The sequence below is a fragment of the Rhodococcus sp. NPDC079359 genome (genome assembly GCF_040702585.1).
In the GTDB taxonomy this organism is placed as follows: Bacteria; Actinomycetota; Actinomycetes; order Mycobacteriales; family Mycobacteriaceae; genus Rhodococcoides.
This window is the reverse complement of sequence record NZ_JBFBLH010000005.1, coordinates 177,381-202,388: the sequence shown is the minus strand read 5'-3', so window position 1 is coordinate 202,388 and position 25,008 is coordinate 177,381. Positions and strand designations below refer to the sequence as shown.

25 protein-coding genes and 2 tRNA genes are annotated in these 25,008 nt (G+C 64.7%); 18 read left to right on the top strand and 9 right to left on the bottom strand.

The genetic code is table 11. The features are described from left to right. Positions 1 to 17: 17 nt before the first annotated feature. The gene (locus tag AB0362_RS14455) at positions 18 to 1,010 is read left to right on the top strand and encodes an iron-siderophore ABC transporter substrate-binding protein (protein WP_317808909.1); all 993 of its coding nucleotides are present in this window, start codon (positions 18 to 20) and stop codon (positions 1,008 to 1,010) included. 6 nt (positions 1,011 to 1,016) lie between these two features. On the opposite strand, the gene AB0362_RS14450 is transcribed toward AB0362_RS14455, so the two are convergent. Continuing rightward, positions 1,017 to 1,457, bottom strand: a complete 441-nt coding sequence (locus tag AB0362_RS14450; RefSeq protein ID WP_037193030.1) for a Fur family transcriptional regulator — start codon at positions 1,455 to 1,457, stop codon at positions 1,017 to 1,019. Next, positions 1,454 to 1,915 carry a metalloregulator ArsR/SmtB family transcription factor gene (locus tag AB0362_RS14445; protein WP_306437454.1) on the bottom strand — a complete coding sequence of 154 codons (462 nt, stop codon included), beginning with the start codon at positions 1,913 to 1,915 and terminating at the stop codon, positions 1,454 to 1,456. Before AB0362_RS14445 ends, AB0362_RS14450 begins: the two co-directional genes overlap by 4 nt. 184 nt (positions 1,916 to 2,099) lie before the next feature. On the opposite strand from AB0362_RS14445, the gene AB0362_RS14440 reads away from it, so the two are divergent. Further along, complete coding sequence (locus AB0362_RS14440; protein WP_094640185.1) at positions 2,100 to 3,485, top strand: glycine--tRNA ligase; 1,386 nt, start codon at positions 2,100 to 2,102, stop codon at positions 3,483 to 3,485. Between the two features lie 69 nt (positions 3,486 to 3,554). Here AB0362_RS14440 and AB0362_RS14435 read toward each other — a convergent pair whose 3' ends face one another. Then, positions 3,555 to 5,588 carry a TPM domain-containing protein gene (locus tag AB0362_RS14435; RefSeq protein WP_317548638.1) on the bottom strand — a complete coding sequence of 678 codons (2,034 nt, stop codon included), beginning with the start codon at positions 5,586 to 5,588 and terminating at the stop codon, positions 3,555 to 3,557. A gap of 128 nt (positions 5,589 to 5,716) precedes the next feature. On the opposite strand from AB0362_RS14435, the gene AB0362_RS14430 reads away from it, so the two are divergent. Genes AB0362_RS14430 through dnaG form a run of 7 tightly spaced genes read left to right on the top strand, consistent with a single transcriptional unit; the run spans position 5,717 to position 13,240 of the window. Further along, positions 5,717 to 6,646 (top strand): ABC transporter ATP-binding protein, encoded by a 930-nt coding sequence (locus AB0362_RS14430; RefSeq protein ID WP_317784426.1) that lies wholly within the window; start codon positions 5,717 to 5,719, stop codon positions 6,644 to 6,646. Further along, positions 6,643 to 7,446, top strand: coding sequence for an ABC transporter permease (locus AB0362_RS14425; protein WP_317548636.1), 804 nt, complete (start codon positions 6,643 to 6,645; stop codon positions 7,444 to 7,446). Before AB0362_RS14430 ends, AB0362_RS14425 begins: the two co-directional genes overlap by 4 nt. A 46-nt stretch (positions 7,447 to 7,492) precedes the next feature. Next, complete coding sequence (locus AB0362_RS14420; RefSeq protein WP_317808910.1) at positions 7,493 to 8,602, top strand: sensor histidine kinase; 1,110 nt, start codon at positions 7,493 to 7,495, stop codon at positions 8,600 to 8,602. A 12-nt stretch (positions 8,603 to 8,614) separates the two neighbouring features. After that, entirely contained in the window at positions 8,615 to 9,223 is a 609-nt protein-coding gene (locus AB0362_RS14415; protein ID WP_317548634.1) for a response regulator transcription factor, read from the top strand. Positions 9,224 to 9,278: 55 nt separating this feature from the next. Further along, on the top strand, positions 9,279 to 9,995 hold the full coding sequence (locus AB0362_RS14410) for a YdcF family protein (protein WP_149406190.1): 717 nt from the start codon (positions 9,279 to 9,281) through the stop codon (positions 9,993 to 9,995). Continuing rightward, positions 9,996 to 11,270 carry a deoxyguanosinetriphosphate triphosphohydrolase gene (locus AB0362_RS14405; RefSeq protein WP_317548633.1) on the top strand — a complete coding sequence of 425 codons (1,275 nt, stop codon included), beginning with the start codon at positions 9,996 to 9,998 and terminating at the stop codon, positions 11,268 to 11,270. Positions 11,271 to 11,323: 53 nt separating this feature from the next. Then, positions 11,324 to 13,240, top strand: a complete 1,917-nt coding sequence (dnaG, locus tag AB0362_RS14400; RefSeq protein WP_317548632.1) for a DNA primase — start codon at positions 11,324 to 11,326, stop codon at positions 13,238 to 13,240. On the opposite strand, the gene AB0362_RS14395 is transcribed toward dnaG, so the two are convergent. Then, a complete protein-coding gene (locus AB0362_RS14395) occupies positions 13,237 to 13,482 on the bottom strand; it encodes a hypothetical protein (RefSeq protein WP_068052299.1) in 246 nt (81 codons plus the stop codon). The two genes, dnaG and AB0362_RS14395, sit on opposite strands and share 4 nt — an antisense overlap. A gap of 138 nt (positions 13,483 to 13,620) precedes the next feature. Between AB0362_RS14395 and AB0362_RS14390 the strand changes: the two genes are divergently transcribed. Both AB0362_RS14390 and AB0362_RS14385 read left to right on the top strand, forming a co-directional pair. After that, a tRNA-Asn gene (locus AB0362_RS14390) sits at positions 13,621 to 13,693 on the top strand. Positions 13,694 to 13,964: 271 nt separating this feature from the next. After that, positions 13,965 to 14,879 (top strand): AfsA-related hotdog domain-containing protein, encoded by a 915-nt coding sequence (locus AB0362_RS14385; protein WP_317784425.1) that lies wholly within the window; start codon positions 13,965 to 13,967, stop codon positions 14,877 to 14,879. On the opposite strand, the gene AB0362_RS14380 is transcribed toward AB0362_RS14385, so the two are convergent. Next, on the bottom strand, positions 14,857 to 15,498 hold the full coding sequence (locus AB0362_RS14380; protein WP_317808912.1) for a ScbR family autoregulator-binding transcription factor: 642 nt from the start codon (positions 15,496 to 15,498) through the stop codon (positions 14,857 to 14,859). The two genes, AB0362_RS14385 and AB0362_RS14380, sit on opposite strands and share 23 nt — an antisense overlap. A gap of 82 nt (positions 15,499 to 15,580) precedes the next feature. Between AB0362_RS14380 and AB0362_RS14375 the strand changes: the two genes are divergently transcribed. The 3 genes from AB0362_RS14375 to AB0362_RS14365 all read left to right on the top strand — a co-directional run bounded on the left by AB0362_RS14375 (position 15,581) and on the right by AB0362_RS14365 (position 17,794). Continuing rightward, the gene (locus AB0362_RS14375; protein ID WP_317808913.1) at positions 15,581 to 16,048 is read left to right on the top strand and encodes an NUDIX domain-containing protein; all 468 of its coding nucleotides are present in this window, start codon (positions 15,581 to 15,583) and stop codon (positions 16,046 to 16,048) included. A 74-nt stretch (positions 16,049 to 16,122) separates the two neighbouring features. After that, complete coding sequence (locus AB0362_RS14370; protein WP_156516304.1) at positions 16,123 to 16,275, top strand: hypothetical protein; 153 nt, start codon at positions 16,123 to 16,125, stop codon at positions 16,273 to 16,275. Between the two features lie 52 nt (positions 16,276 to 16,327). Next, entirely contained in the window at positions 16,328 to 17,794 is a 1,467-nt protein-coding gene (locus AB0362_RS14365) for a DHA2 family efflux MFS transporter permease subunit (RefSeq protein WP_317808914.1), read from the top strand. 10 nt (positions 17,795 to 17,804) lie between these two features. On the opposite strand, the gene AB0362_RS14360 is transcribed toward AB0362_RS14365, so the two are convergent. Continuing rightward, positions 17,805 to 18,527, bottom strand: a complete 723-nt coding sequence (locus AB0362_RS14360) for a GAF and ANTAR domain-containing protein (protein WP_269593819.1) — start codon at positions 18,525 to 18,527, stop codon at positions 17,805 to 17,807. Positions 18,528 to 18,643: 116 nt separating this feature from the next. Between AB0362_RS14360 and AB0362_RS14355 the strand changes: the two genes are divergently transcribed. From AB0362_RS14355 to AB0362_RS14340, 4 genes are all read left to right on the top strand, one after another. Next, positions 18,644 to 19,111 (top strand): universal stress protein, encoded by a 468-nt coding sequence (locus AB0362_RS14355; RefSeq protein ID WP_317784421.1) that lies wholly within the window; start codon positions 18,644 to 18,646, stop codon positions 19,109 to 19,111. 104 nt (positions 19,112 to 19,215) lie between these two features. Beyond that, complete coding sequence (locus tag AB0362_RS14350; protein ID WP_317808915.1) at positions 19,216 to 21,006, top strand: TIGR03767 family metallophosphoesterase; 1,791 nt, start codon at positions 19,216 to 19,218, stop codon at positions 21,004 to 21,006. Then, on the top strand, positions 21,003 to 21,353 hold the full coding sequence (locus AB0362_RS14345) for a hypothetical protein (RefSeq protein WP_317548618.1): 351 nt from the start codon (positions 21,003 to 21,005) through the stop codon (positions 21,351 to 21,353). The genes AB0362_RS14350 and AB0362_RS14345 overlap by 4 nt, the downstream gene beginning before the upstream one ends. A gap of 11 nt (positions 21,354 to 21,364) precedes the next feature. Next, the gene (locus AB0362_RS14340; protein WP_366235735.1) at positions 21,365 to 21,934 is read left to right on the top strand and encodes a hypothetical protein; all 570 of its coding nucleotides are present in this window, start codon (positions 21,365 to 21,367) and stop codon (positions 21,932 to 21,934) included. A 16-nt stretch (positions 21,935 to 21,950) separates the two neighbouring features. Here the strand turns inward: AB0362_RS14340 and AB0362_RS14335 are convergent, their stop codons facing one another. From AB0362_RS14335 to AB0362_RS14325, 3 genes are all read right to left on the bottom strand, one after another. Continuing rightward, positions 21,951 to 22,568, bottom strand: a complete 618-nt coding sequence (locus tag AB0362_RS14335) for a YdeI/OmpD-associated family protein (protein WP_317808919.1) — start codon at positions 22,566 to 22,568, stop codon at positions 21,951 to 21,953. 143 nt (positions 22,569 to 22,711) lie between these two features. Then, positions 22,712 to 22,785 (bottom strand) — tRNA-Ile (locus AB0362_RS14330). Positions 22,786 to 22,854: 69 nt separating this feature from the next. Beyond that, positions 22,855 to 24,990: a molybdopterin-dependent oxidoreductase gene (locus AB0362_RS14325; protein WP_317808921.1), complete on the bottom strand. Its 2,136-nt coding sequence runs from the start codon at positions 24,988 to 24,990 to the stop codon at positions 22,855 to 22,857. Positions 24,991 to 25,008 lie beyond the last annotated feature (18 nt).

The window sequence follows — 25,008 nt, the reverse complement described above, 5'->3', positions numbered from 1 at the left end:
CAGTAGAGGCGGATGCGATGACTGTGCGGTGGACCCGAATGCTCACGGCGGTGGTGGCGGTGATCGCCCTCGGTGTCGCCCTGACGGCTTGCTCGACTGCCGACACCGGCGACACGGCGACGCAATCGGCGGACGGGGTATTCCCGGTCGTCATCGATCACATCTACGGCAGCACGACCATCGCCGAGAAGCCCACGCGCATCGTCACGCTCGGGGTGTCCGACGCCGATGCCGTCATCGCGCTCGGCACAGTTCCCGTCGGCAACGCCGGGTACACGTTCTACGAGACCGGACTGGGTCCGTGGACCTACGAGTTGGTCGGTGATGCACCGTTGACGTTGCTGGGCTCCGAGTCCGAGCCGAACTTCGAGCTGATCGCCTCGCTGGCACCGGATCTGATCACCGGGCTCAACGCGGGCTTCGACGAGGCCACGTACACCAGGCTCAGTGACATCGCCCCGACGGTCGCTCGACCGGCCGGATCGGCCGCGTACGCCGTCAATCGTGAGGTGGCCACCGACACGATCGCTCGCGCGATGGGTGAGCGCGAACGCGGCGAGGAGCTGAACGCGCAGACCACCGCTGCGCTCGAACAGGTGCGAGCCGCACATCCCGAATTCGCGGGTAAGACTGCAGCCGTGGTGCTTCCGTACGACGGCCAATTCGGTGCATATCTGCCCGGTGATGCCCGCGGCACGTTCGTCACCTCGCTGGGCTTCGAGATTCCGGAACCGATTCTGGCCCAGGACGACGGGACCAACTTCTTCGTTCCGGTCTCGGCAGAGAACATCTCGCAGCTCGACGCCGACGTGGTGCTCTACCTCGGTACCGGCGACGACATCGACGTCGTGGCCGAGAACCCGATCTTCGGAACGCTGACAGCCGCCCGAAACGATGCCATCGTTCCGTTGTCCATCGATCAGCGTGGAGCGATCACGTACAACTCGGTGCTGTCGATTCCGTTCGCCATCGACGCGGTGGTGCCTCGCGTGGCAGAAGCCGTCGCCTGAGCGGATTCAGCGAGCGGCAGCGCTGCACTGACTGCAGGTGCCGAAAATCTCGATCGTGTGGCTGACGTCGCTGAAACCGTTGGATTCGGCGACGCTCTGCGACCACTTCTCGACAGTGGGACCTTCCACCTCGACGGTGAAACCGCACGAGCGGCACACCAGGTGATGGTGATGTCCCGAGGAGCAGCGCCGGTAGACCGACTCCCCGTTGTCGGTGCGCAGTACGTCGACCGTCCCGGCGTCCGCCAGGGTCTGAAGTGTGCGATACACCGTGGTGAGGCCGATACCCTCACCGCGCTTGCGTAATTCGTCGTGCAGATCCTGTGCGGACTTGAACTCTTCGATGGTGTCGAGCAGGTCCGAGATCGCGCTGCGCTGCTTGGTGGCTCGCACCCCGACGACGACGGGTCGTCTGGGGGTGGCGGTGTCGGTGGACTTGTCGGTCACAGGTTCCGGCCTTCCTCGGCGTGGGCCACGGCGTCGACGACGATGTGGGAGAGGTGATCGTCGACCAACCGGTACAGGACCTCGCGTCCGTTGCGTTCTCCGCGCACCACACCCGCTGCCTTCAGTACCCGAAGGTGCTGGCTGATCAACGGTTGCGTGACACCGAGGGCGACGACGAGTTCGTGGACGCACCGCTCGGACTCGCGCAGCTGCAGCACGATGGCGATGCGTACCGGGGCGGCCAGTGCCCGCAGGATGTCGCCCGCCGCAGCCAGAGTTTCCTTCGGCGGAATGTGAGCCGGGGGAGCGTCGGCGAACGGATCGCCGGAGTGCAACGGATGCTCGGGGTCTTGCCGGTGGGGCGAACTTGCTTCCACTGTCGAGTCCGTGGACACGGTTGCGGCTCCTTCGGCCGCCGGTTCGTTGCCGGCGGACTCTCCCTGCACGATCGACGTCATGGCACCAGGTTAGTGCAGTAGTTGTTATTGCAAATCGTATTCATTGTGATATGCACAAGTGCGCATGTCAACTTCCGCACCTGACCGCTGTTCGGATTCGACCGCCGAGCCAGATAGTCTGATCAGGGCGAAAACGCCCACGTCACCTCTTACACGATGTAACCGAAGATGGAGAGCTCCGCCAGTGGCACCCAAGTCCAAAGTCGAAACCGTCGCCAACCTCGCCAAGCGCAGAGGCCTCGTCTACCCGTGCGGCGAGATCTACGGCGGTACCAGGTCGGCCTGGGATTACGGTCCGTTGGGCGTCGAGCTCAAGGAGAACATCAAGAAGCAGTGGTGGCGCAACATGATCACCAGCCGTGACGACACCGTCGGGCTGGACTCCTCGGTGATCCTGCCGCGTGAGGTGTGGGAGGCGTCGGGCCACGTCGAGACGTTCTCCGACCCGCTGGTGGAGTCGCTGCACACGCACAAGCGGTACCGCGCCGACCACCTCATCGAGGCCTACGAGGAAAAGCACGGCCACCCGCCGGAGAACGGCCTCGCCGACATTCGCGATCCCGAAACCGGTGAGCCCGGCTCCTGGACCGAACCGCGTGCCTTCTCGGGCCTGCTCAAGACCTTCCTCGGCCCGGTCGACAACGAAGAGGGCCTGCACTACCTGCGTCCCGAGACCGCACAGGGCATCTTCGTCAACTTCGCCAACGTGCTGACCACCTCACGCAAGAAGCCGCCGTTCGGCATCGGCCAGATCGGCAAGAGCTTTCGTAACGAGATCACTCCCGGAAACTTCATCTTCCGCACCCGTGAGTTCGAGCAGATGGAGATGGAGTTCTTCGTCAAGCCCGGCGAGGACGACGAGTGGCATCAGTACTGGATCGACTACCGCATGAAGTGGTACACCGACCTCGGTATCGACCCGGAGAACCTGCGGCTCTACGAGCACGCCAAGGAAAAGCTGTCGCACTACTCCAAGCGCACCGTGGACATCGAGTACAAGTTCGGCTTCCAGGGCAGCGCGTGGGGTGAGCTCGAGGGCGTCGCGAACCGCACGGATTACGACCTCTCGGTGCATTCGAAGGCGTCGGGCCAGGATCTGAGCTACTACGAGCAGGCCACCGACACCCGCTACACCCCGTACGTCATCGAGCCTGCGGCCGGTCTGACGCGTTCGCTGATGGCGTTCCTCGTCGACGCGTACACCGAGGACGAGGCACCCAACGCCAAGGGTGGCGTCGACAAGCGCGTCGTGCTCAAGCTCGACCGTCGTCTGGCCCCGGTGAAGGTCGCGGTGCTCCCGCTCTCGCGTAACGCCGATCTGACGCCCAAGGCGAAAGATCTCGCGCAGCAACTGCGTCAGTACTGGAACGTCGAATTCGACGACGCCGGAGCAATCGGTCGCCGCTACCGTCGTCAGGACGAGATCGGCACCCCGTTCTGCATCACCGTCGACTTCGAGACTCTCGACGATCACGCCGTCACCATCCGCGAGCGCGACACCATGGCGCAGGAGCGTGTGGCACTCGATCAGGTCGAGGGCTACATCGCGTCTCGTCTGATCGGCGCGTAGGAACCTCACACACACGACAGGGCCCGATCTCGCGATGAGATCGGGCCCTGTCGTATGTCTGTCGAGAAACTAGAAGCGGCCGCCGCCACCGCCGAATCCGCCGCCACCACCGCCGCCGCCGAAGCCCCCGCCACCGCCGAATCCGCCACCGAATCCTCCGCCACCCCCACCACGCAGCACACTGTTGATCAGGATGCCGCCGAGGACTGCACCGGCGATGTTGCCGCCGCTACTGCCGCCGCGCGGACCGTGGCGATTCTCCCAGTTCTGCACGTCGGACTGGGCGATCTGCGATGCGCGCGAGGCCAATTGGCTCGCAGCGTGCGCGTGCTTGAGGGCCTCGTCCGGGTTCTCGGGTTCGAGCTGACGCGCCGCACCGAGGTGTCGTTCGGCCTCGGACAGGCGCGTTCTGGCGTCGGCACCCACTCCGCCGCGGCGCGTCGAGATGTAGTCCGCAGCGGCGGTGATCTGCGCCTGAGCGGCCGCGATGTCGCGATCCAGGCGGGCCCGAAGTTGGTCCTCGGCGGCCTTGTCCGCCGACGCCTCGTCGACGATCTTCTCGAGTTCGGCATCGGCTTCGGCGAGGGCGGTGTAGCTGCCGAGAGGGTCCGAGGACTGCGCCGTCTCCGCGTTCTTCAATGCCGTCTGTGCGGCTGTCATGGCTGCCTGCAGTTCGGCCCCGCCGTGTTCGGCCAATCCACGAGCCTGCTCGATGTCGCGTCTCACGTCCGCGATGGCGTCGGGCAGGGTTGCGATGGCATGCCTGATGTCGTCACGGGCATGGTCGACGCCGTCGAGCAGGGTCTTGGCCTGGTCGACGGCTCGCTCGGCCGTGCGAATCGCGGTGACCGCCGGCCCCTGCTTGCCGGGCGGGAGTGCCGCCGCCGAGCGTCCGGCCTCGATGTTCTCCTCGGCCAGCGCCATCCGCTCCTTGGCCATCGTGACGTTGTCGGCAATCGAGTTCAGCGCCGATTCGGAGAAGTCCGAATGCAGCTGAGCAAGAACCGATTCGGACTGCGGAATTCTCACCGTCAAGCCGACGACCGCCTGGGTCAGTTCGTCGAGGTGGGCGTCGGCGTTCATCACGAGATCGCGGAACCCGTCGAATTCCTCCACCCGCGAATCGAGTTCGCGATCGGCCTGGCCACAGGAGGAGATGATCTCGACGAGCATCGCCCGTCGCTGCTCGGGAGTTTCCGGAATGGCGTCGTCGAGGCGTTGACGGATCTCGAAGGCGGTTGCGAGAGCCTTCTTGGCGTTGTCGTGAGCAGTGATGAACGGCGCGGCGGCGGAATCTCCGAATTCTCCACGGGCGAGGTTCAATTCCTCTTCGCTGGCGCGCACCGCGTTGTCGGTCTCGATCAGGATTTCCTTGGCCCGCGTGTCGAGGACGTCGATGGGGAAGGCGGCCAGTGCGGCCGGGTCGCTCGGATCGATCTTCGCCACGGCCTCGACCTCTGCGGCGACTCGGGCCTTCTTGCGGCGCGACGAGTAGACGACGGCTCCGCCGCCTGCCACGGCCAGTGCGCCGACGCCGATCAGCAGCGGTGCCGACGAGCCACCGCTGCCGCTCGAGGCGTACGCGTCGCCGAGTGCACCGGCGGCCGCAATGGCCGCACCGGACCAATCTTCTTCGCGCAGTGCAGGTTCGACATCGTCGACACGGATCGAATCTTGTTCGGAGGTGGTGATCTGAGACAGGCCGGTGTTCACCGCGAGGTAGTACGAACGGTCCACGGTGGCCACGGCGAGCAGAACGTCGCGCTGGCCGAGGTCACTTCTCTGGTACGTCTGCTCGGCCCAGTTCGCCGCCGACATGTTGTCGAAGTCCGCGACATAGGTGACCCACAACCGAACCTGGCTGCTGCCGTAGAGATCGTCGATCGAGGTCTGCACCTCGGCGAGTGCATCCGGGTCGAGTGCCTGGACGTTGTCGGTGATCTGTGTGGCCAGCCGCGACGGAGCCTCGGCGGATGCAACTCCCGGCGCGAGCAGGACCGCGGCGAAGAGGGTCAGAGCACCCACGGCGGCGAGACGACGAAATCGGTGGATTGCTTCTCGAACGACTGGGGCGCTGGTGTGCCGCCGGTGCTGGACTGCCATGGCCTGAAATCTACCGGCTGCGCGCCCGTGAGATCGAGCAGGTCGATTCGGATGCATGACAGTTGTCACCTCGCAATCGTGACGCCCGAACGAGGTCGGAGTCGCTCGGCCGCAGCAGAGTGATTCCCATGACCACAACGAAAGCAGTCGAACTGCGCAGCGTCACCAAGACCTACGGCTCGGTCCGGGCGGTCGACGGGCTGAGCCTGTCCATCGAACCGGGCGAGGTCGTCGCATTTCTCGGGCCGAACGGAGCGGGAAAGACGACCACCATCGACATGATGCTCGGCCTGGCGACACCCACAACAGGTTCGGTGTCGGTGTTCGGTGGAACTCCCGCCGACGCGATCGCCCAGGGGCGCATCTCGGCCGTCATGCAGACCGGCGGTCTGCTTCGCGATCTGACCGTCCGCGAAACCGTCGAGCTGACCTCGGCACTGTTCGCCCACACCCGGTCGGTGAAGGAGGTACTGACCCGGGCCGGCATCGCCGATATCGGAGACCGTCGAGTGGCGAAATGCTCCGGCGGTCAGCAGCAAAGGCTTCGATTCGCGCTCGCTCTGCTGCCGGATCCGGATCTGCTGGTGCTGGACGAGCCGACCACCGGCATGGACGTCGAGGGGCGCCGCGACTTCTGGAACGCCATTCGCCAGGACGCCAGCACCGGCCGCACGGTGCTGTTCGCAACGCACTATCTGGACGAGGCCGACGCCTACGCGGACCGCATCGTGCTGGTGCGGCACGGCAAGATCGTCGCCGACGGCAGCGCCGCCGAGGTGAAGAACCTGGCCGCTGGGCGCACCGTCACCGCCACGCTGCCCGGCGTCGACCAGTCGGTGTTGCTGGCTCTGCCGGGGGTGGACCGCGTCGACACACGTGGCGATCGGGTGATCGTGCACGGACGCGACTCCGACGCCGTGGCCCGGTACCTACTCAACGATGCACACGCGACCGATCTGGAAATCGTCTCGCGCAACCTCGAAGACGCATTCCTCGCCCTGACCACCGATTCCGAAAACGACACAGCCGAAAACGACCTCGCCGGGAGCATTCGATGACCACGACCGCACACTCCGCAGCCACCCGTACCTCTGCCAGAGCCGTTGCCTGGGGCGGGTTTTCGCCGACCTTCCTCGGACTCGAGATCCGCAGGCTCTTCCGGAACAAGCGAACTCTGATCTTCACGTTGGTGATGCCGCCGGTGTTCTTCGTCATCTTCGGCACGCAGTCCGACTACCGGACCAACTACCCGTTCGCGCACGGCAACGTCACCGGTTACATCGCCATCAGCATGGCCGTCTACGGCGCGATGCTCGCGACCACGAGCGGGGGAGCGATGGTGTCGGTCGAACGGGCGCAGGGGTGGAGTAGGCAGCTCCGCCTGACGCCGTTGAAGCCCGTGGCCTACATCATCACCAAGGTTCTGGTGGCCATGACGATGGGTGCCGCTGCGATCGTCGTGGTGTTCGTCGTCGCGAAATTCTTCGGGGCGGACATGCCGATCTGGGTGTGGATCAGCTGCGGAGTGATCGCGTGGCTCGGCTCTGCAGTGTTCGCCGCGTTCGGGCTGTTCATGGGCTACCTGCTGCCCTCGGAGAACGTCATGCAGATCCTCGGACCGGTGCTGGCTTTCCTGGCGTTGGCCGGCGGACTGTTCGTCCCGCTCGGTGACAGCGGCTGGTTTCCGATGCTGGCCCAGTTCACCCCGCTCTACGGCCTGGCGACCGTATCCCGGGCACCGTTCACCTCCGCCGATGCGGGCACTCTGATGATCGCCGTGGTGAACCTGGTGGTGTGGGCGACGGTGTTCGTCGCCGGAGCGGCGCTGCTGTTCCGGAAAGACACCAAGCGTGCGTGAGACCGAAACCGCTGATCATGTCGTCCACAGAGATACCGTGGGCGACATGACCACGTTCACCGCCGACCTTCCCGAGGGACGGATCTGGCGGTTCGGCTGGATGTTCGGTGCCATCTGGTTGGTGTACCTGATCTATCCGTTGAACGACATCCTCGCTCTGGAATACACGCCGGCGAAGGTTGCCGGGGTCATGACGATCGTTGCCTTCGGTGCCGTGTTCACGTCCACCTTCTGGCGTTTTCGTAACGGACACCGCCGAGGAAAGCCGCTGCCGGTCTCGCAGGCGTGGATCGCGCTCGGAGTCATGATCACGCTGACCGTGTTCATGAGTGTGTGGATCGGAACCACCGCATTCGGCGCGACCGTCTACATCGCAGTACTGGCCATGATGACCCTGCCGGTCAGGCAAGCGTGGGTGTTGGTGTTGGTGATGGTCGCGCTCGTCGAAGCGGTGCCACGCTTCATCTCGTCCTGGGAGCCCGACACCTTCTTCGCATTTCAGCTGCTGATCAGCGCGGCCGCGGCGTGGGGGATCACGCAGGTCTTCCAGCGCAATCACGAATTGGCCGTGGCCAGGCAGCAATTGGCCGACCTGGCCATCGTGGCCGAACGCGAGCGCATGAGCCGGGACGTGCATGACATCCTGGGCCACTCGCTGACCGTCATCACCGTTAAGAGCGAACTGGCGGGCAGGCTCATCGAGATCGACCCCGCCCGCGCGGCCGTCGAGATCGCCGAGTTGGAAACCCTTGCTCGGCAAGCGCTCGCCGATGTGCGCAGTACCGTCGGGGGCATGCGTCAGGTCGACGTCGGATCCGAGTTGGCCAGTGCACGAACGGCTTTGACCGCTGCGGGGATCGAAGCAGATCTGCCCTGCGACGCCGACGTGGTGCCGCCGCGGCATCGAGAACTCTTCGGCTGGGTGCTCCGCGAAGCGGTGACCAACGTGGTTCGACACTCGCGTGCACGGCAGTGCAGGGTGACGCTGACGGCGTCGAGCATCTCCATCGTCGACGACGGGGTGGGACCGGCAGACCAGCAGTCCGGCGGCAATGGTCTGCGCGGTCTCGGTGAACGGGTGACGGCAGCGGGTGGTTCACTGACGATCGCCCGGGTGCCGACCGGTGGGTTCAGGGTGGAGGTACACGGTGAATAGGACGCAGGCGCGATGACCATCAGGTTGTTGTTGGCCGACGATCAGGCCCTGGTGCGCGGCGCACTTGCGGCCCTGCTGGGGCTCGAACACGATCTCGAGGTCGTCGCCGAGGTGGGACGTGGAGACGAGGTTGCCGCCGCCGTTCTCGAACATCGACCCGACGTCGTCCTGCTCGACGTCGAGATGCCCGGCAAGAACGGTATCGAGGTCACCGCCGAACTGGCGCTCGTGGCCCCGCAGTCGAGGGTGCTGATCGTCACCACGTTCGGGCGACCCGGCTACCTGCGACGCGCCATCGATGCGGGTGCGTCGGGTTTCGTGGTCAAGGACACTCCCGCCAAGCAGCTGGCCGACGCCGTTCGGCGCGTACACATGGGGCTTCGCGTCGTCGATCCGACGCTGGCGACCGAAACCCTCACCGATGGCGTCTCTCCACTGACGGCCCGAGAGCAGGAGGTTCTCCGCGCGGCTGCCAGGGGCGGGACCGCTGGGTCCATCGCTGCTCAGGTCCATCTCTCCGAGGGCACGGTGCGCAATCATCTGTCGTCGGCGATCGGAAAGACCGGCACCAGTACCAGGGCCGAGGCGGTCCGGGTGGCCGAGGATCGAGGGTGGCTGTAGGTCGTTCGAGGCGCGCCGTGACGGTTCCGATGCCTGGGCCTGGCAAACTCGAAGAGTGAATTCAACTCTCGACCGAGATTCGTACGGCGATCCGTACGACGACCGGTATGCCCCGGACCCAGGTCCCGAGCGCCTCGGCTTCTTCGGAACGCTCGGACGCTGGACCGGTCGGCTGGTCGCGGGAGTGGTACTGATGTCGTTGGTGCTGGTCGCGGGAACAGCGGTGCGGGTATGGCAGGTGGCGCGCATCGACGACTACTCCAAGGCCGACGCCATCGTCGTACTCGGCGCTGCTCAGTACAGCGGCACACCCTCGACGGTGTTCGAGGCACGACTGTCCCAGGCCGCGTCGCTGTACGAGCAGGGAATCGCCCCCGAGATCGTCACGGTCGGTGGCAAGCAGGAGGGCGACCTGTTCACCGAGGCCGCGTCGGGCCGCAACTATCTGATCGATCAGGGTGTTCCTGCCGACGCCATCATCGCCGTCGAGACCGGCTCGGACACCCTCGAGAGCATCGAGGCGGTGAGCAACACACTGCGTGAGCAGGGCAGTTCGTCGGTGGTGTTGGTCAGCGATCCGTGGCATTCACTACGCACCCGAACCATGGCGCGCGACGCCGGTCTCGATGCCTGGACTTCGCCCACGCGCACCGGGCCCGCGGTCTACACCAGAGAATCCCAGGCACACGGAATCGCCAGGGAGACAGGCGCTCTGCTGTGGTATCAGCTGACCCACTTCACCGCGGACTTCTCCTACACGGCGGGCCAGTAGATGACCGGCACGTACTCGGCGCACGACGTCGAACGATTCGTCACCGAACCCCCGAAGACCGCAGGACTGCGGTCCGGGGCAGACAACGCCTCGCATCGAAGCGCGTTCGCACGTGATCGAGCGCGCGTGTTGCATTGCGCCGCGTTGCGCAGGCTCGCCGACAAGACTCAGGTCACCGGTCCTCGAGACGGAGACACCCCGCGCACACGATTGACGCACTCGCTCGAAGTCGCGCAGATCGGCCGCAGTATCGCCGAGGGGCTCGGCAGCGATCCGGATCTGGTGGACCTCGCCGGGCTGGCGCACGACATCGGCCACCCGCCGTACGGACACAACGGTGAACGCGCCCTCGACGAAGTGGCTCAGGATTGCGGTGGGTTCGAAGGCAACGCGCAGAACCTGCGCATTCTGACCGGGCTCGAGCCGAAGATCCTCGACTCCGACGGCCGCAGCGCAGGACTCAACCTGACCCGGGCGTCGCTCGATGCCGCTACCAAGTACCCATGGATCAGGCCCGCCCCCGGCGCGAAGTTCGGTGCCTACGACGACGACTCCGCCATCTTGGGCTGGGTACGTGACGGCGCTCCGGACAAGCACAAGTGCCTCGAAGCGCAGAGTATGGACTGGTCCGACGACGTGGCGTACTCGGTGCACGACGTCGAGGACGGTGTGATCGACGCCCGCATCGACCTACGGGCGCTGTCCGATCCGATCGAGCGACGCGCCCTCGCCGAACTCGGCGTCTCGGAATTCCGCGGACTCGATGTGGAGGAACTGATCGAGGCCGCAGATCGACTGTCCAGGATGCCCGTCGTGGTCGCGGTCGGACGCTACGACGGCACTCTCGCCGCATCCGTGGCGCTCAAGCACATGACCAGCGAACTGGTAGGCCGCTTCGCCACCGCCGCCATCGAGGGCACCCACGAGAAGTACGGCACTGCGCCGCTGAGCCGATACGACGCCGATCTGGTGGTGCCGTCGATCGTCGGCTCGGAAGTTGCACTGCTCAAGACGATGGCGTTGCGGTACGTGATGTCCGATGCCGGACACAAGATCCGTCAGGAGCGCCAACGCGACCGGATCCACCGCGTCGCCGAGTGGTTGATGCGCTCTGCTCCTGGCGAACTGGACCCCATTCTGGTGCCCGCGTGGCAGCGGGCCGACAGCGATGCGGAACGGACTCGTGTGGTCGTCGACCAGATCGCCTCGTACACCGAAAGTCGACTCGAACTGATCGACAAGCGGTCACTCGGAGCTCAGGCCAGCTGGGGCTGATCGCTCCGCCGACCGAATGTGGGTAGGTCCGGATCGGGACTAGACTGCCCTTCGTGGCCGGCCGAATTCCTGAACGCGACATCGCCGCCATTCGCGAACGCACACGGATCGAGGACATAGTCGGCGACTACGTCTCGCTCAAGCGCGCGGGCGGCGACTCCATGAAGGGGCTGTGCCCCTTCCACGACGAGAAATCCCCGTCGTTCCATGTTCGCCCCAATCACGGTCACTATCACTGCTTCGGCTGCGGCGAGGGCGGTGACGCCTACTCCTTCCTGCAGAAGATCGAGCACATCTCGTTCGTCGAGGCCGTCGAGCAACTGGCCGACCGCCTTAACTATTCGATCTCCTACGAGGGCGGAGGCCCGTCGGTTCAGCGCGACCGCGGCACCCGTGCGCGACTGATCGCCGCCAACGCAGCAGCGCAGGAGTTCTACGCGGGCAGGCTCAGTGGCCCCGACGCACAGGCCGCGCGGGATTACCTGACCGAACGCAACTTCGACGGGCACGCTGCCCTTGCCTACGGCTGTGGGTACGCACCCGACGGCTGGGACACCCTCACCAAACACCTGCTGGGCAAGGGGTTCGAGGCCAAGGAGATCGTCGACGCGGGGCTGGCGACACCCGGCAAGCGCGGAACGCCCATCGACCGCTTCCGGCGCCGGTTGGTGTGGCCCATTCGCAGCCAGAGCGGCGACGTCATCGGCTTCGGTGCGCGCAAGTTGTTCGACGACGACACGATGCCGGGTAAGTACATCAACACCCCGGAAACCATGCTGTACAAGAAGTCTCAGGTGTTGTTCGGCCTCGATCTGGCGCGCAAGGAAATCGCGAAGTCCCATCAAGCCGTCATCGTGGAGGGCTACACCGACGTGATGGCGATGCATCTGGCAGGCGTCAAGACTGCGGTGGCGTCCTGTGGAACCGCATTCGGCGAGGACCACCTGGCGATGCTGCGTCGACTGATGATGGACGACAGCTACTTTCGCGGGGAAGTGATCTACACCTTCGACGGCGACGAAGCCGGCCAGGCCGCCGCGATGAAGGCGTTCGAGGGTGATCAGAAGATCGCGGGTCAGACGTTCGTAGCCGTGGCCCCGGACGGAATGGACCCGTGCGACCTACGACTGAAGTCCGGCGACAACGCCGTTCGCGATCTGGTCGCCAGGCGTACCCCGATGTTCGCCTTCGTGGTCAAATCACTTCTGCGAGAACATGATCTGGATACGCCTGAGGGTCGCGTCGAGGCACTGAAGCGAACCGTCCCGGTGGTTGCCCGCATCAAGGACGCGTCGTTGCGGGACGAGTACGCCCGGCAGTTGGCCGGGTGGACCGGCTGGGACGACACCGCGATGGTGCTCGCCCGAGTGCGCGACGAGGCGAAGAAGGGTGCCAGGGGCGACACGAGCGGCAAACGTGTCCCGTTCGAGAAGCGTCAGGCCGCTCCGGCACCGGTCCCTACGGGTCCTCCGCGTCCCAATCCCACCGATCCGACACTGTGGCCGCAGCGAGAAGCGCTCAAGGCGGTGCTGCAGATGCCTGCCGTGGCAGGCACGGTGTTCGATTCACTGCCGCCGGAGAGCTTCCACCATCCGGCGTATTCGGCCGTCCGCGACGCGGTGGCCGCTGCCGGCGGCACCGCTGCAGGCCTGGGCGGAGGGGAGTGGGTCGACGCCGTGGCCAAACAGGCCAAGGACGCCGTTGTCGTGTCGTTGGTCACCGAGTTGGCCGTCGACCCGATGCGCGTGGCCGACGACGCCCTCACCCGCTACATCTCGGGCGTACTCGCACGGCTGCAGGAGGTGTGGGTCGGCCAACAGGTGGCCGAACTGAAATCGAAACTGCAGCGCATGTCACCGGTGGAGAAGCCCGACGACTACAACGCGTTGTTCGGCGACCTCATCGCCCTCGAACAGTACCGCCGCAGTCTGCTCGAGCTCGCCGTCGGAAGTGTGGCCGAGGTCGGTTAGCGCCGCAGCTGATCGCGGGGAACGAAGACCTGGGTCTCGTCGTCGATCGGCTGCATCGGCTCGAGCCGCGGTTGCGTGTTCAGGGAATCGGACAGCTTCTGACGGCCGACCTCGATCGCCTTCTTGGTGGCGGGGCTCGACGCAACGGCGTTCGCAGTCTTGCGAATCTGCTCGTACCGGCCCCGTCCTGCCTTGGCGCCGAGCACATAAGCAGCTCCAGCCGCCAGTACCAAACGAATCATCAGTAGGTCCTTCCCTAGAGCGTGCGGCTGTTCTTCCATCTTGCCCGACGAACCTCGAGCAGGGCGATTTGGTACTCGGCAGGGGGTGTGCGCTATTGTTTCCAACGGCTCGCACGAGAGTGTGACGCCGCGAGGTAATCCCCCATAGCTCAATTGGCAGAGCATTCGACTGTTAATCGAAGGGTTCCTGGTTCGAGTCCAGGTGGGGGAGCGCAGTCCCCGTTCGGTTCGCCCGGGCGGGGATTTTTGCTGTCTGGAGTGAGCCGCACGAGGCCCCCGGCACCGCCTGTGAACGTATTGAAACAAGTGGTACCGAGAGTTCGAGTTAGTTAACAGATCGTGACGGTTATTTCTGTATATCGATTGAATGAATCCCTTCGACCGATGCCAGTTTTGTCGGTCTCCCGCGACATACTGAACGAGCGATCCCGGTGGCTCAACAGTGCTATAAAAAGCCGGGTCGGTCGGTTTTAAGGGGCTTCATGAGTTTGAGTTACGCAGCAACAGTTCCACGGCACCTCGTGCATCGGAGGTCGCCGGGCGACGTTCTGTTGACCGATTACGAGACCGTCGAGGGAACCCATCGGGCGGCCGTTCAGTTCCCCACGTCGCATCGCATGTTCGCGCCGGTGCGCCGAACCCACGACTCGTTGATGGTGGCCGAGGCTCTGCGCCAAGCGATCAGCCTCTTCTGCCACGTCAACCACGGGGTGCCACTCGATCACGTGGTGTTCATCGGGCACTCCCGTTTCGAGATCCTGGACCCGCTCTCGGTCGACGACATCGACGATTCGCTTGTCGCAGAGTCGATCACGACCGACGTGACGTTCGAGAACGAGTCGCTGGACAACATGAAGCTGTCTGCCCGACTCCTGAACGGCAGCCACCTCGTCGCGTCGGGGACGGCGTCGGTGCGGACCATCGGACCCGAGGTGTATTCGCAGTTCCGCAAGTCGACCGTGGCCGACCCCCACTTCCGTTTCCTGCCGGCCGGAACCGAGGTGGTCCCGGCGTCCTCCGTCGGCCGTCTCGATCCGTCCGACGTGGTGCTGGCACGGCACACATCCGACGGCACGATCGTCGTCGCGCCGGATCCGCGAAATTTGGCGATGTTCGACCATTCGGTCGAGTATCTGCCGGGAGTGACGATGCTCGAAGCGGCCCGTCAGGCTCTGCGTCTGGCGACCGAAACACCGACGTTGGATTTCACCTCCTGCGAGGTGAGATTCATGGGATTCGCCGAGTGGACCAACCCGTGCACGGTGATCGTCGACACGGACTCCACCGACGGCGTCTTTCGCATTCAGTTCGAGCACGACGGCGAGGTGCTGTCGGCGATGTCCGTCACGGTGACGTCCGAACCGTGGTTGGCCCCTACCGATCGCTCCAGTCGATAAGGGCGTCTTCGGCGACTGCCATCACGCGCGGGAGGCGTCGGCGCGGCACCACCGCGGGCAGCAACATCTGCCACATCTCGGTCAGCCGCTGCTGTAGATCGGCGCGTCCGGTCAACATCTCCGACACCGTCTGTACGCCGGTGAACGAGGCGACGATGTATCGACCGAGCGTGTGCGCGTCGATACCGTCGACGATGTCGCCCTCGGCCTGAGCACGTGCGGCCAGATCACCCATCTTGCCGATCCAGTCCTCGAACGCGCGCGCATTGGGGCTGTCCGCGATGGCCGACTCCAGCGTCAACCGCATACCCCCGCGGGCGATGGATTCGGTCTGCAGTTGGCGTCCCAATTCCTTGCTCACCAGGATCAAGGCATCCAAGGCCTTCGGCGTCCGCTCCATGATGAGGGCACTCGCGCTCGCCGCCATGGACAGTTGCGCGTCGATAACTGCCTGCGCCAAATCTTCCTTGGACGAGAAATGAAAGTACATCGCGCCTTTGCTGACCCCGGCATGGGCGATGATGGTGCTCAAACTTGCTGTGCCGTAACCGAACTTCTCGAAACTGGCGGCGGCTCCTTGGAGTACGGCCTGCCTGGTGGACGCTGCACGCTCCTGCATCGGTAGACAATAACTGTTACCCGGGTTCGCGGCACGACGGCGCGAAGGACTTCTCCCTCCGAATCGATGGCAGGCTGAGGCGATGGTCCACACCAGTGCAGGAATTCTGTTGTATCGCGTCGGTGTCGACGGTCCGGAAGTCCTGATCGCTCACCCCGGAGGACCGTTCTGGGCGCGTAAGGACGACGGAGCCTGGTCCATCGTCAAGGGGCTGATCACCGATGGTGAAGACCCCTGGACGGCGGCGCGACGGGAATTCCGAGAGGAAGTCGGTGTCGATGTGCCAGGCGGAGAACACATCGAACTCGGCACCGTCAGGCAGCGCGGCGGCAAGATCGTCATCGCGTTCGGCGTCGAGGCCGATCTGGATGTCTCGAATGCGGTGAGCAACACATTCGAGATCGAATGGCCGCCGAAATCCGGTCTCATGAAGTCGTTTCCCGAGGTCGATCGCGTCGAGTGGTTTCCGCTGGCGCAGGCGAGAACGAAACTGCTCGCCTCCCAGCACCCCTTTCTGGACGCGGTGGAGGCGGTTGTCGCAGCACCGTAGTTTCGGTGCGGGTTCCCGGGGTATCCACCGGCCGGAAATGGCGAGGGTCGCGGATGCAGAGTGGGAAACAGATCATGACACCTACGGGTACGGCAGGGGTGACCGCTCACGCGGAGACTGCTCTCGTGGAGACAGTGTGGGGCGGCCGGATAGTGGCATCGGGGTTCGTGGTTCTGGCCACAGGACTGTCGTGGGTCTTCGTCGCGTCGGCAATGATCGGACAGTGACCGAGAATCGGTCGGCCGATACTGCTCGGCGACAACGACGAAGGACAGCACTGTGACCGACAGCATTGCCTCAGCAACACCACCCTCGACGGAGGTGCCCGCACGCGCCTGGAAAGCGCTCGTGGTTCTGCTGCTGGGGATGTTCATGGCGTTGCTGGACACCACCATCGTCAACGTGGCATTGCCGACGATCAGCACCACGTTGGAAGCGTCGGAATCGGTTCTGTCGTGGATCATCTCGGGGTACGCACTTGCCTTTGGATTGGCTCTCATCCCGGCGGGCAAGGTAGGCGACCGCATCGGTCACAAGTGGGTCTTCTTCACCGGTCTGGCACTCTTCACCCTCGCGAGTTTCGCGTGCGGGCTGGCTCAGGACGATCTGCAACTGGTCGTCGCGCGAGTCGTTCAGGGCTTGGCGGGCGGCATGTTCGTTCCCGCCGTCACCGCGTTCATCCAGCTGTTGTTCCCAGGGCCGGTGCGAGGCAAGGCATTCGCCATCATGGGTGCCGTCATCGGAGTGTCGACCGCGCTCGGTCCCATCGCCGGCGGCCTGATCATCCAGGCTTTCGGCGACGAGAACGGCTGGCGGCTCGTGTTCTGGGTCAACCTGCCGATCGGGATCGTCGGTCTCGTCGCGGCTGCCGTGCTACTTCCGGGCAAGACCGATACCGAACCGGCTGCGCGCCCCGGAATCGACTGGCTCGGACTGGTGCTCATCTCCGCGGGTCTCATCGCGCTGCTCGTTCCGCTGATCGAGGGCCAGGAACTGGGCTGGCCCATGTGGACCTACCTGACGATCGCAGCGGGACTCGGTCTGATCGCGTTGTTCGGCTGGTGGGAAGTGATTCGGACGGGCCGCGGACAGAATCCGTTGGTACCACCGCGATTGTTCACCCGTCCGGCGTTCACCGGAGGCGTGATCCTCGCGCTCGTCTACTTCGCTGCCTTCACGAGCATCTTCTTCACCATCTCGCTGCTGTGGCAGACCGGACTCGGCAACACGGCACTGGCATCGGGCCTGGTGTCCATACCCTTCGCGATCGGCAGCATCATCGCCGCCTCGCAGAGCAACAGGCTGACGATCCGACTCGGGCGTACCGTTCTGATACTCGGCGCGTCCCTCGTCTCGATCGGGCTCATCTGGTTGTGGATCATCCTCGCGACCAGCTCCGCCGACACGATCTCGCACTGGACGCTGATGGTGCCACTGTTCATCGCGGGTCTCGGCAACGGTGCGTTCATCGCACCCAACGCGCAGTTCATCGTCGCGACCGTCGATCGCGACGACGCGGGAGCCGCGAGCGGCGTCATTTCCACGATGCAGCGCGTCGGCTCGGCGATCGGCATCGCAGTGATCGGCAGCGTGCTGTTCGGGTCGCTCGAGATCACCGGGCCGGACACCGTCGGGTCGGGCTTTCTGCACGGAGCAGCCATGGCAATGGCTGTCAGCGCAGCTTTCAGTGTGATTGCGCTGGCGTTGGTCTTCGCGCTTCCCAAGAAGGTTCAGGGCGCACACTGAGCGCTGCCGATCAGCCCTTCAGGCCTTTGCTGTGTCGCGCGACCACGGTGGACGCGAGATCGGCGATCTTGACGTTCAGATCTTGGGAAGACTTGCGCAACAGCGCGAACGCCTCGTCGCCGTTCACGTCGTGCAGGGCCATGATCAAGCCGATCGCCTTGCCGATCTCACGGTTGCTCTCGAGGCCGGCGCGCAGCGTCGACGCTTCTTCGCCGTTCATCACGGCGGCGACGGTGATCGAGGTGAAGGCCGTCAGAATGACTGCCTTGTCCACACTGTCCGAGCCGAAAACGCCGGGACGATCGGTGAACAGATTGAGCGCGCCCACCTTCTGTTCGTCGACCTTGAGTCGAAATCCCATCGCGCCTCGTACCGGCGTCCGGTTCAACACACCGCGAGCCATCGCCGGCCACTGGGTGGGAGTGCGGAAGTCGGCTTCGAGCTGGGCTGCCTCGCTGGTGATCGCGTCCAGGCACGGTCCTTCGCCGGTAGCGCGCTCGATATCGTCGACGACACGCGCGATGTCGTCCGAGGCTGCGACCGTGACAGCCTTCCCGTGGCGCATCAACATCAAGCTGGCGTGGTCACAATGCGGGACCAACAGCGTGGCTGCATTGCACAGTGCGGTGTAGACCTCTTCGGCGGTGGTGCCTCGGTACACGATGTCGGCCAGGGCCGCGAACACAGTAGCCGGGTCGGTGGACGGGGCGTCGAACTGTCGGTCGTCGTTCATTGCTTCTCCCGTCGCGTGTGGAACCGTCTCCCCGATAACCGGGCGTAGGTGCTCCTTACCGTACCGCCAGGCGGCTGGGGGTACGAACAGTCGGGTCTCGGCAGTAGCCTCAGGTCGTGAGCGATGCGCAGGAGTCCACCGGGTTCGAGTACGGCCACGACGGACCGAAATCGATCGTGGTGGGCGTCGACGGGTCCGATTCGTCCTGGCGTGCTGCTGCCTATGCGGCAGGGCTCGCCCGTAGGCAGCGGTCGCTGCTGGTGCTGGTGTACGTGCAACCCATTGCGACGGCCTCGTGGGGCCAGGCAGGCATTGCGCTCGTCGAAACCGGTCAAGAGATAGCCGATGAGCTGCTCGACTACATCAGAACGTCGGCTGCCCGGTTCGGGGATCGGGAGCACGTGCGGTGGGAGTTCCGAACCGCACAGGGTGACCCGTACAACGGGCTGCTCGCCGTGGCAGAGCAATTGCGTACCGACGCCGTCGTGGTGGGGGCGTCCGAGACTGCCGGACACCGAATCGCCGGCTCGGTGGCGGTGCGATTGGTCAAAGCGGGACGGTGGCCGGTGACCGTCGTGCCCTGAACACGGCGAAATCGAGCCGATCTGCGGTCTGCCCTGTAAAAATAGGCAGTCACCTCGTCGGATGCGAGGCGCACGTGGTGCCGTTTTCGGATCCGAGGAGTTCCATGACCGGGCTGTCGCGTAGACAATTCGTAGCGAGAGTGGGGACACTCGCGGCGGTGTGGGGGATCGCACCCCACGTGCTGGGTCAGGCTCTTGCGGCGCACGCCCAGCCCGTGGACGCGGGCGGAACCGGAACTCTCGCGCAGACGATCCTGCGATCCTCGACAGGGCCGGGGAAGTACCGCGTGCTCGGTGCCGGTCCGGGGGAGCCGTACGTCGCACGCGTCGACGTTCTCGGACGAGCGCCGAACCCGTCGAGGGTGCAGTCGCGACGGTCGCTGCTCTACCTCGGGCACCTGTCGGACATGCACGTCATCGACGCCCAATCGCCCGGCCGCATCGAGCCCATGATCGTCTCCGACCACGCCGCTTGGGGTTCGGCGTTCCATCCGCAGGACCCGCTGACCGTGCACGTCACCGCGGCGATGGTGAAGGCATTCGCGGACGCGCGGATCAGCCCGGTCACCGGCGCACCGATGGGGGCTGCCGTGGTCACCGGGGACAGTGCCGACATGCATTCGCACCTCGAATTGCGCTGGTACATCGACGTTCTCGACGGCGTACCGGTCCGGCCGACGAGTGGGGCCGCGGACATCTTCGAGGGTGTTCAGGCCTGGCCGGAGGCGCAGTGGGCCTACCGACCCGGTGACCCTTCGGGAGGGTCGTTCGGCGATTACGGATTCCCGACGCTTCCCGACCTTCTCACCCAGGCGATGTCGGGAACCGTCGAATCGGTGGGGCTGCCCGTGCCGTGGTACTCGGTCTACGGCAACCACGACACTCTGTTGCTCGGCACCTTCGACCTGTCCTCGCAGCTGCACGCGCTCGCCGTCGGGGGCCGCAAGTCGTACACCCTCGAGGCGACGGCCACCTCGGCCCTGGCCGGCTACGCGTCGACGGCCAGTCCACTGCAGAGAATGGTCGATGCGCTGGGCGTTGGATCCGGTGCGCGACCGGGGTTTCGCGCGGTGTCGGCCGACCCGGCACGGTACCTGTTCGAGCAACGCGAGTTCATGCAGGAGCACTTCGAGACCACCCCGACACCGGGACCGATCGGACACGGCTTCACCCAGCACAATCTCGACTCCGGTGAGACGTGGTGGGCGGCAGACCCCACCCCGAACATCCGAACGTTCGGACTCGACACCTGCAACGCCGTCGCCGGCCCCGACGGTGCGGTGCCCGAGAATCAATTCGACTGGCTCACCCAGCAATTGGAGAAAGCGCAGGCCGAGCGCAAGCTCGTGCTGATCTACACCCATCACAACAGTCTCACGCTGGAGAACCGAGCGCAGCGTCCGGGAGAATCGGGGAAGCTCTACGGCGCAGACGAATTCATCGATCTGCTGTTGAAGTATCCCGTGGTGATCGGCTGGCTCAACGGCCACACCCATCAGAACCAGATTCTGGCGCATTCGAGCGGCGGACGCGGGTTCTGGGAGATCACCACCGCATCGTGCATCGATTTCCCGCAGCAGCAGCAGGTGGTCGAGATCGTCGACAACCGGGACGGAACTTTGTCGCTGTTCACCACGGTGCTCGATCACGCGTCGCCGATCACACCGGGAAACAGCGGCAGCTACCTGGATCTGGCGTCCCGAAGCCGCGAACTGGCGGCCAACGACTGGGCCGAGAATCCGCTGATGCGTCGAGGGTCGCGCCTGGATCGCAACACCGAATTGCTCCTGCCTGCGCCGTTCGATCTGAATGCCATCACCGACGCCGCGCTCGAGCAGCAACACCTGGACGAGCACGCGAGACTGATCGCCTACGAGACGAGGCAGGGCCGATGAACGGAGTGTGCAGGAAGACTCTCCTGGTCGCCGCCGTGGTGGCGTGCGCGGGATGCTCGCAGACCGCTGCGCTCGCGCCGGTCGGCGGTGCCGAACTCGGGGACCTCCGCTACGCAGTGAACGACGTTCTGTTCGAGAAGGGAATCGAGATACTGGTCGCGCCGGTCTGCTCCGGTACCGGAGCAGACATCGAATGTCTCGGGGAGACAACCGACAACGAGGCGATCACAGGTTCCGCCACGTCGGACGACGCGAGCACCGTCGAGGTGAAGGTCGGTACGGAGGTTCTCTACTCGGGGTCTGTGCAGGACGTGCTCGACCGCAATTCGACGGTCGGTGCGCCGTGAGGGGGAGTGCGGTGCTCGCTGCCGTTGTGCTCGTGTCTGCGCTGATTCAGGCGCTGACAGTCCTGGGCGATCCCGTTCCAGAATCCTCCGTGGGGTTCGGTGGGCTGGTTGCGGCGTCTGCCGCGGCACTGGTGGTCGCCCTGTGGATCACCGCATCGACGGCACTCGATGTGGTCGACGGCAACGTCCGCGGTGCGCTGGGTCGGGCATGGCGGCGGCCGCGCGTCCTGGTGTGGTGTGTGGGCTCGACTCTGGTGGCCGTTGCGCTGGCGATTCTGTTCCCGCTGCTTCCGGTCATCGTGATTCTGGTTGTGCTGCTGGTGCTTCCGGCCGTGGCCGACGGGCAACGACATCCGTTCCGCGCTGCGTCGGCTACGGTCCGGCAGTCCCCGGGGCGGTACGCAGTCGCGGCAGTCGTCACGATTGTTGCCTACGTCCTCGCCTGGGTCGTGGCCCTGGTACTGGGCTTCTTCGTCACCGGCGTGGTGGCGGCGTTTCTCACGTGGGTGTGGTTCGGGGCGAATGCTGCTGTGCTGCTGGTGTATTGGTCGCGGCTGTACCGAAGAGCAGTGCTGACGTGACCTCGGTCGACGGCACTCAGCCGCGGGCTCGGCGACCGGCCGCGGCCTCCGCGACGACCTGAGTGATTCGACCTACGCGAGTGTCCTCTCGCACGGCGCTGACAATCCACCACAGCATCTGCTTGCGAGCACTGGGCGGAAAGCCGTCCCAATTGCTTCTAGCGCGTGGATCTCTGTCCAGCTCCGTCGCCAACGCGGGTGGTTCCACCAGGTCTTCGACTTGGTCGGCAATCGTCCACCAGCCGTTGGATTTCGCGGCAGCGATAGCGTGGCGACCCGCGTCGGTCATGAGACCACGGTCTTCCATATCGGCGGCGCGTTTCCGGTTCAGGCGGGTCCACTGGCTCTTGGGTCTGCGCGGCGTGAACATCTGCAGGCTGCGCTCGTCGTCGAGGACGCTGCTGGTGGAATCGATCCAACCGAAGCAGATGGCTTCCTCGACGGCATCGGGGTACGCGCAGCGGGATCGGGCGAGGGTGTTCCGCCAGGAGCACAGCCACACGCCTCGTGTCGAGCTGTGATTGTCCGCCAGCCAGGTGCGCCACTGCGTCCGAGTTTCGGCGTGAATGATCGGGTAGTCGAACTTCCACGTCGGTGGGTGAACAGATGCCGACCGCGACTCCGACGCAGTCACTTGCTTGCTCGTGGTGTTATCGCGCTGTGGTTGCACATCTCGTCAGTGTGCCCACCCTCGAGGACATCCTGCGTCCGCATTGGCCGATGTTCCGGTATGAACTGCCGAATTCGTGCAACAGTTTTATGGGAAGACCGCTGGAGTGGGGCGGGCGGGGCTCGAACCCGCGACCAATGGATTATGAGTCCACGGCTCTAACCGACTGAGCTACCGCCCCATGCCCGTACCAGGTACGAGCCTGCAGAATCGTACAGAATCGCGTCGCCTCGACGGTGCATCGGGGCAGCTATTTCGCTCGGACCTGCACCGGGACACCGTTGAGGATCGCATTGGCCGAGACGGCGTCGACGCGATTGGGGTCGGTGATGTCGTTGACGCTCGGCCCCTGCACCGTCGTGGCAACGGACAGATGCACTCCGGGGCGCTGATGACCGAACCCGTGCGGCATGCTCACCACGCCCCGCATCATCTTCTCCGACGCCGCTACCTCGATGTCGACGGTTCCGGCGGCGGAGGTGACCGACACCATCGACCCGTCCTCGATACCGCGATGCGCGAGATCCTCCGGATGCGCCAGAAGCTGATGTCGCGCTTTGCCTTTGGTGAGTCGGGCGGTGTTGTGCATCCACGAGTTGTTGCTGCGCAGGTGTCGCCGACCGATCATCAACAATTCGTCGCCGGACGGAACTGCGCTGGAATGCATCAGATCCACCAACGCGGGGAGCTCGGCAACAACGATGTCCTGAATCAGCTGTACTCGCTTGTCCCGAGTCTTCAGCTTCTGCGGGAAGCCGGGACGCAGCGGTCCGAGATCGACACCGTGTGGGTTGGCTCGAAGCTTTCTGAGCGACAGTCCTTTTCGTTGACTGCGGAGCAGGATGTCCAGGGTGCGGGCGGGGGACAGGCGCAGGCGTGCCTCGCTGATCATGCTCTTCGGAGTCACTCGCGACTTCAACCGACCGACCGTCGAACCGGCCATACGGCTCTTGTAGCGCAGCGACAGATCTCGGAAGATCTCCCAATCGTGCTTTGCGTCGGCTTGCTTGGGCAGAACTGCAGGCATGTACTTCGCTGTGTTGTGAACGGCGAAGGAGTTGAAGATCAGGTCGTAGTGGTCGCGTTCGAGCGACATCGTCGGCGGCAGAATCACGTGTGCGTGACGCGAGGTCTCGTTGATGTAGAAGTCGAACGACACCATGAAATCGAGACCCGCGAACGCGTCGTTCAGGGTGGTGCCGCCGGGCATCGACAACACCGGATTGCCGGACAGGACCGCCATCGCGCGGATCTGGTCCTTGCCCTCGGTGGTGATCTCGTCGACGAGCGTCGAACAGGGGTATTCGCCGGCGAACTCGGGCAGATTCCGAACGCGGCTGCGCCACTTGTCGAAATGGCCGCGGCCGACGATGCCCTGCTTGATCAGATCGATCGCGGGATCGGTCACCATGGCACCGCCCGGGCGGTCGAGATTGCCGGTGATGATGTTCAGTACCTGAATTGCCCACTGGCACACCGTGCCGAACTGCTGGGTCGAGACCCCCATTCGGCCGTACGCCACCGCGGACTTCGCCGAGGCGAAATCGCGCGCGAGGGTCGTGATCTCGTCCGCAGAAATACCGACGACCGGAGCGACGGATTCCGGCGTGAACTCGGCGACGAGATCTGCGAGTCGATCGGCCCCGTCGATGTAGTCGGCCACCCGTACCGTGCCGTCGGCGACGATGGTGTTGATCATCGCGAGCAGCAGCAGTGCGTCGGTGCCGGGGCGAACGAAGAAATGTGTGTCCGCGATGTCGGCGGTCTCGGTTTTGCGTGGATCGACCACGACCAGGCGGCCGCCGCGTTTACGCAGTGCGCGCGCTCTCTTGGCGAAATCGGGGACGGTCATCATGCTGCCGTTCGATGCCATCGGGTTGCCGCCGAGGACGAGGAAGAAGTCGGTTCGATCGATGTCCGGGATCGGCAGCAGCAGTTGGTGCCCGTACAGCAGGTGATCGACGAGCTGATGCGGGAGTTGATCCAACGAGGTGGCGGAGTATCGATTACGCGTCCGCAGGAGCGAGGTGAAAGGAATGCCATGGGTCATCGCGCCCATCGAGTGGACGTTGGGATTCCCCTGATAGATCCCGACTGCGTTGCGGCCGTACTTCTCACGCGTCGAGATCAAACCGTCGATCACGAGGTCGTATGCCTCGTCCCAGCCGATCTTCTCCCATTTCTCACCCACACGCTTTACCGGTGTGGTGAGTCGGTCCGTATCGGCGTGCAGATCGATCAGCGACAGGGCCTTCGGGCAGATGTGGCCGCGCGAGAGCGGGTCCTTCTCGTCACCGCGGATGGCCGTCACCGCATCGTTCTCCACCGTGAACTCGAGCCCACAGATCGCTTCGCACAGATTGCACGATCCATACACAACCGACATCGCATTCCTCCCACTCAT

What these genes read in the sequence shown, in the direction of transcription:
- AB0362_RS14455 (WP_317808909.1), top strand. Translation starts at nt 18, where the DNA reads ATGACTGTGCGGTGGACCCGAATGCTCACGGCGGTGGTGGCGGTGATC.
- AB0362_RS14445 (WP_306437454.1), bottom strand. Translation starts at nt 1,915, where the DNA reads ATGACGTCGATCGTGCAGGGAGAGTCCGCCGGCAACGAACCGGCGGCC.
- AB0362_RS14435 (WP_317548638.1), bottom strand. Translation starts at nt 5,588, where the DNA reads ATGGCAGTCCAGCACCGGCGGCACACCAGCGCCCCAGTCGTTCGAGAA.
- AB0362_RS14430 (WP_317784426.1), top strand. Translation starts at nt 5,717, where the DNA reads ATGACCACAACGAAAGCAGTCGAACTGCGCAGCGTCACCAAGACCTAC.
- AB0362_RS14425 (WP_317548636.1), top strand. Translation starts at nt 6,643, where the DNA reads ATGACCACGACCGCACACTCCGCAGCCACCCGTACCTCTGCCAGAGCC.
- AB0362_RS14420 (WP_317808910.1), top strand. Translation starts at nt 7,493, where the DNA reads ATGACCACGTTCACCGCCGACCTTCCCGAGGGACGGATCTGGCGGTTC.
- AB0362_RS14415 (WP_317548634.1), top strand. Translation starts at nt 8,615, where the DNA reads ATGACCATCAGGTTGTTGTTGGCCGACGATCAGGCCCTGGTGCGCGGC.
- AB0362_RS14405 (WP_317548633.1), top strand. Translation starts at nt 9,996, where the DNA reads ATGACCGGCACGTACTCGGCGCACGACGTCGAACGATTCGTCACCGAA.
- AB0362_RS14395 (WP_068052299.1), bottom strand. Translation starts at nt 13,482, where the DNA reads ATGATTCGTTTGGTACTGGCGGCTGGAGCTGCTTATGTGCTCGGCGCC.
- AB0362_RS14385 (WP_317784425.1), top strand. Translation starts at nt 13,965, where the DNA reads ATGAGTTTGAGTTACGCAGCAACAGTTCCACGGCACCTCGTGCATCGG.
- AB0362_RS14380 (WP_317808912.1), bottom strand. Translation starts at nt 15,498, where the DNA reads ATGCAGGAGCGTGCAGCGTCCACCAGGCAGGCCGTACTCCAAGGAGCC.
- AB0362_RS14375 (WP_317808913.1), top strand. Translation starts at nt 15,581, where the DNA reads ATGGTCCACACCAGTGCAGGAATTCTGTTGTATCGCGTCGGTGTCGAC.
- AB0362_RS14370 (WP_156516304.1), top strand. Translation starts at nt 16,123, where the DNA reads ATGACACCTACGGGTACGGCAGGGGTGACCGCTCACGCGGAGACTGCT.
- AB0362_RS14360 (WP_269593819.1), bottom strand. Translation starts at nt 18,527, where the DNA reads ATGAACGACGACCGACAGTTCGACGCCCCGTCCACCGACCCGGCTACT.
- AB0362_RS14350 (WP_317808915.1), top strand. Translation starts at nt 19,216, where the DNA reads ATGACCGGGCTGTCGCGTAGACAATTCGTAGCGAGAGTGGGGACACTC.
- AB0362_RS14345 (WP_317548618.1), top strand. Translation starts at nt 21,003, where the DNA reads ATGAACGGAGTGTGCAGGAAGACTCTCCTGGTCGCCGCCGTGGTGGCG.
- AB0362_RS14325 (WP_317808921.1), bottom strand. Translation starts at nt 24,990, where the DNA reads ATGTCGGTTGTGTATGGATCGTGCAATCTGTGCGAAGCGATCTGTGGG.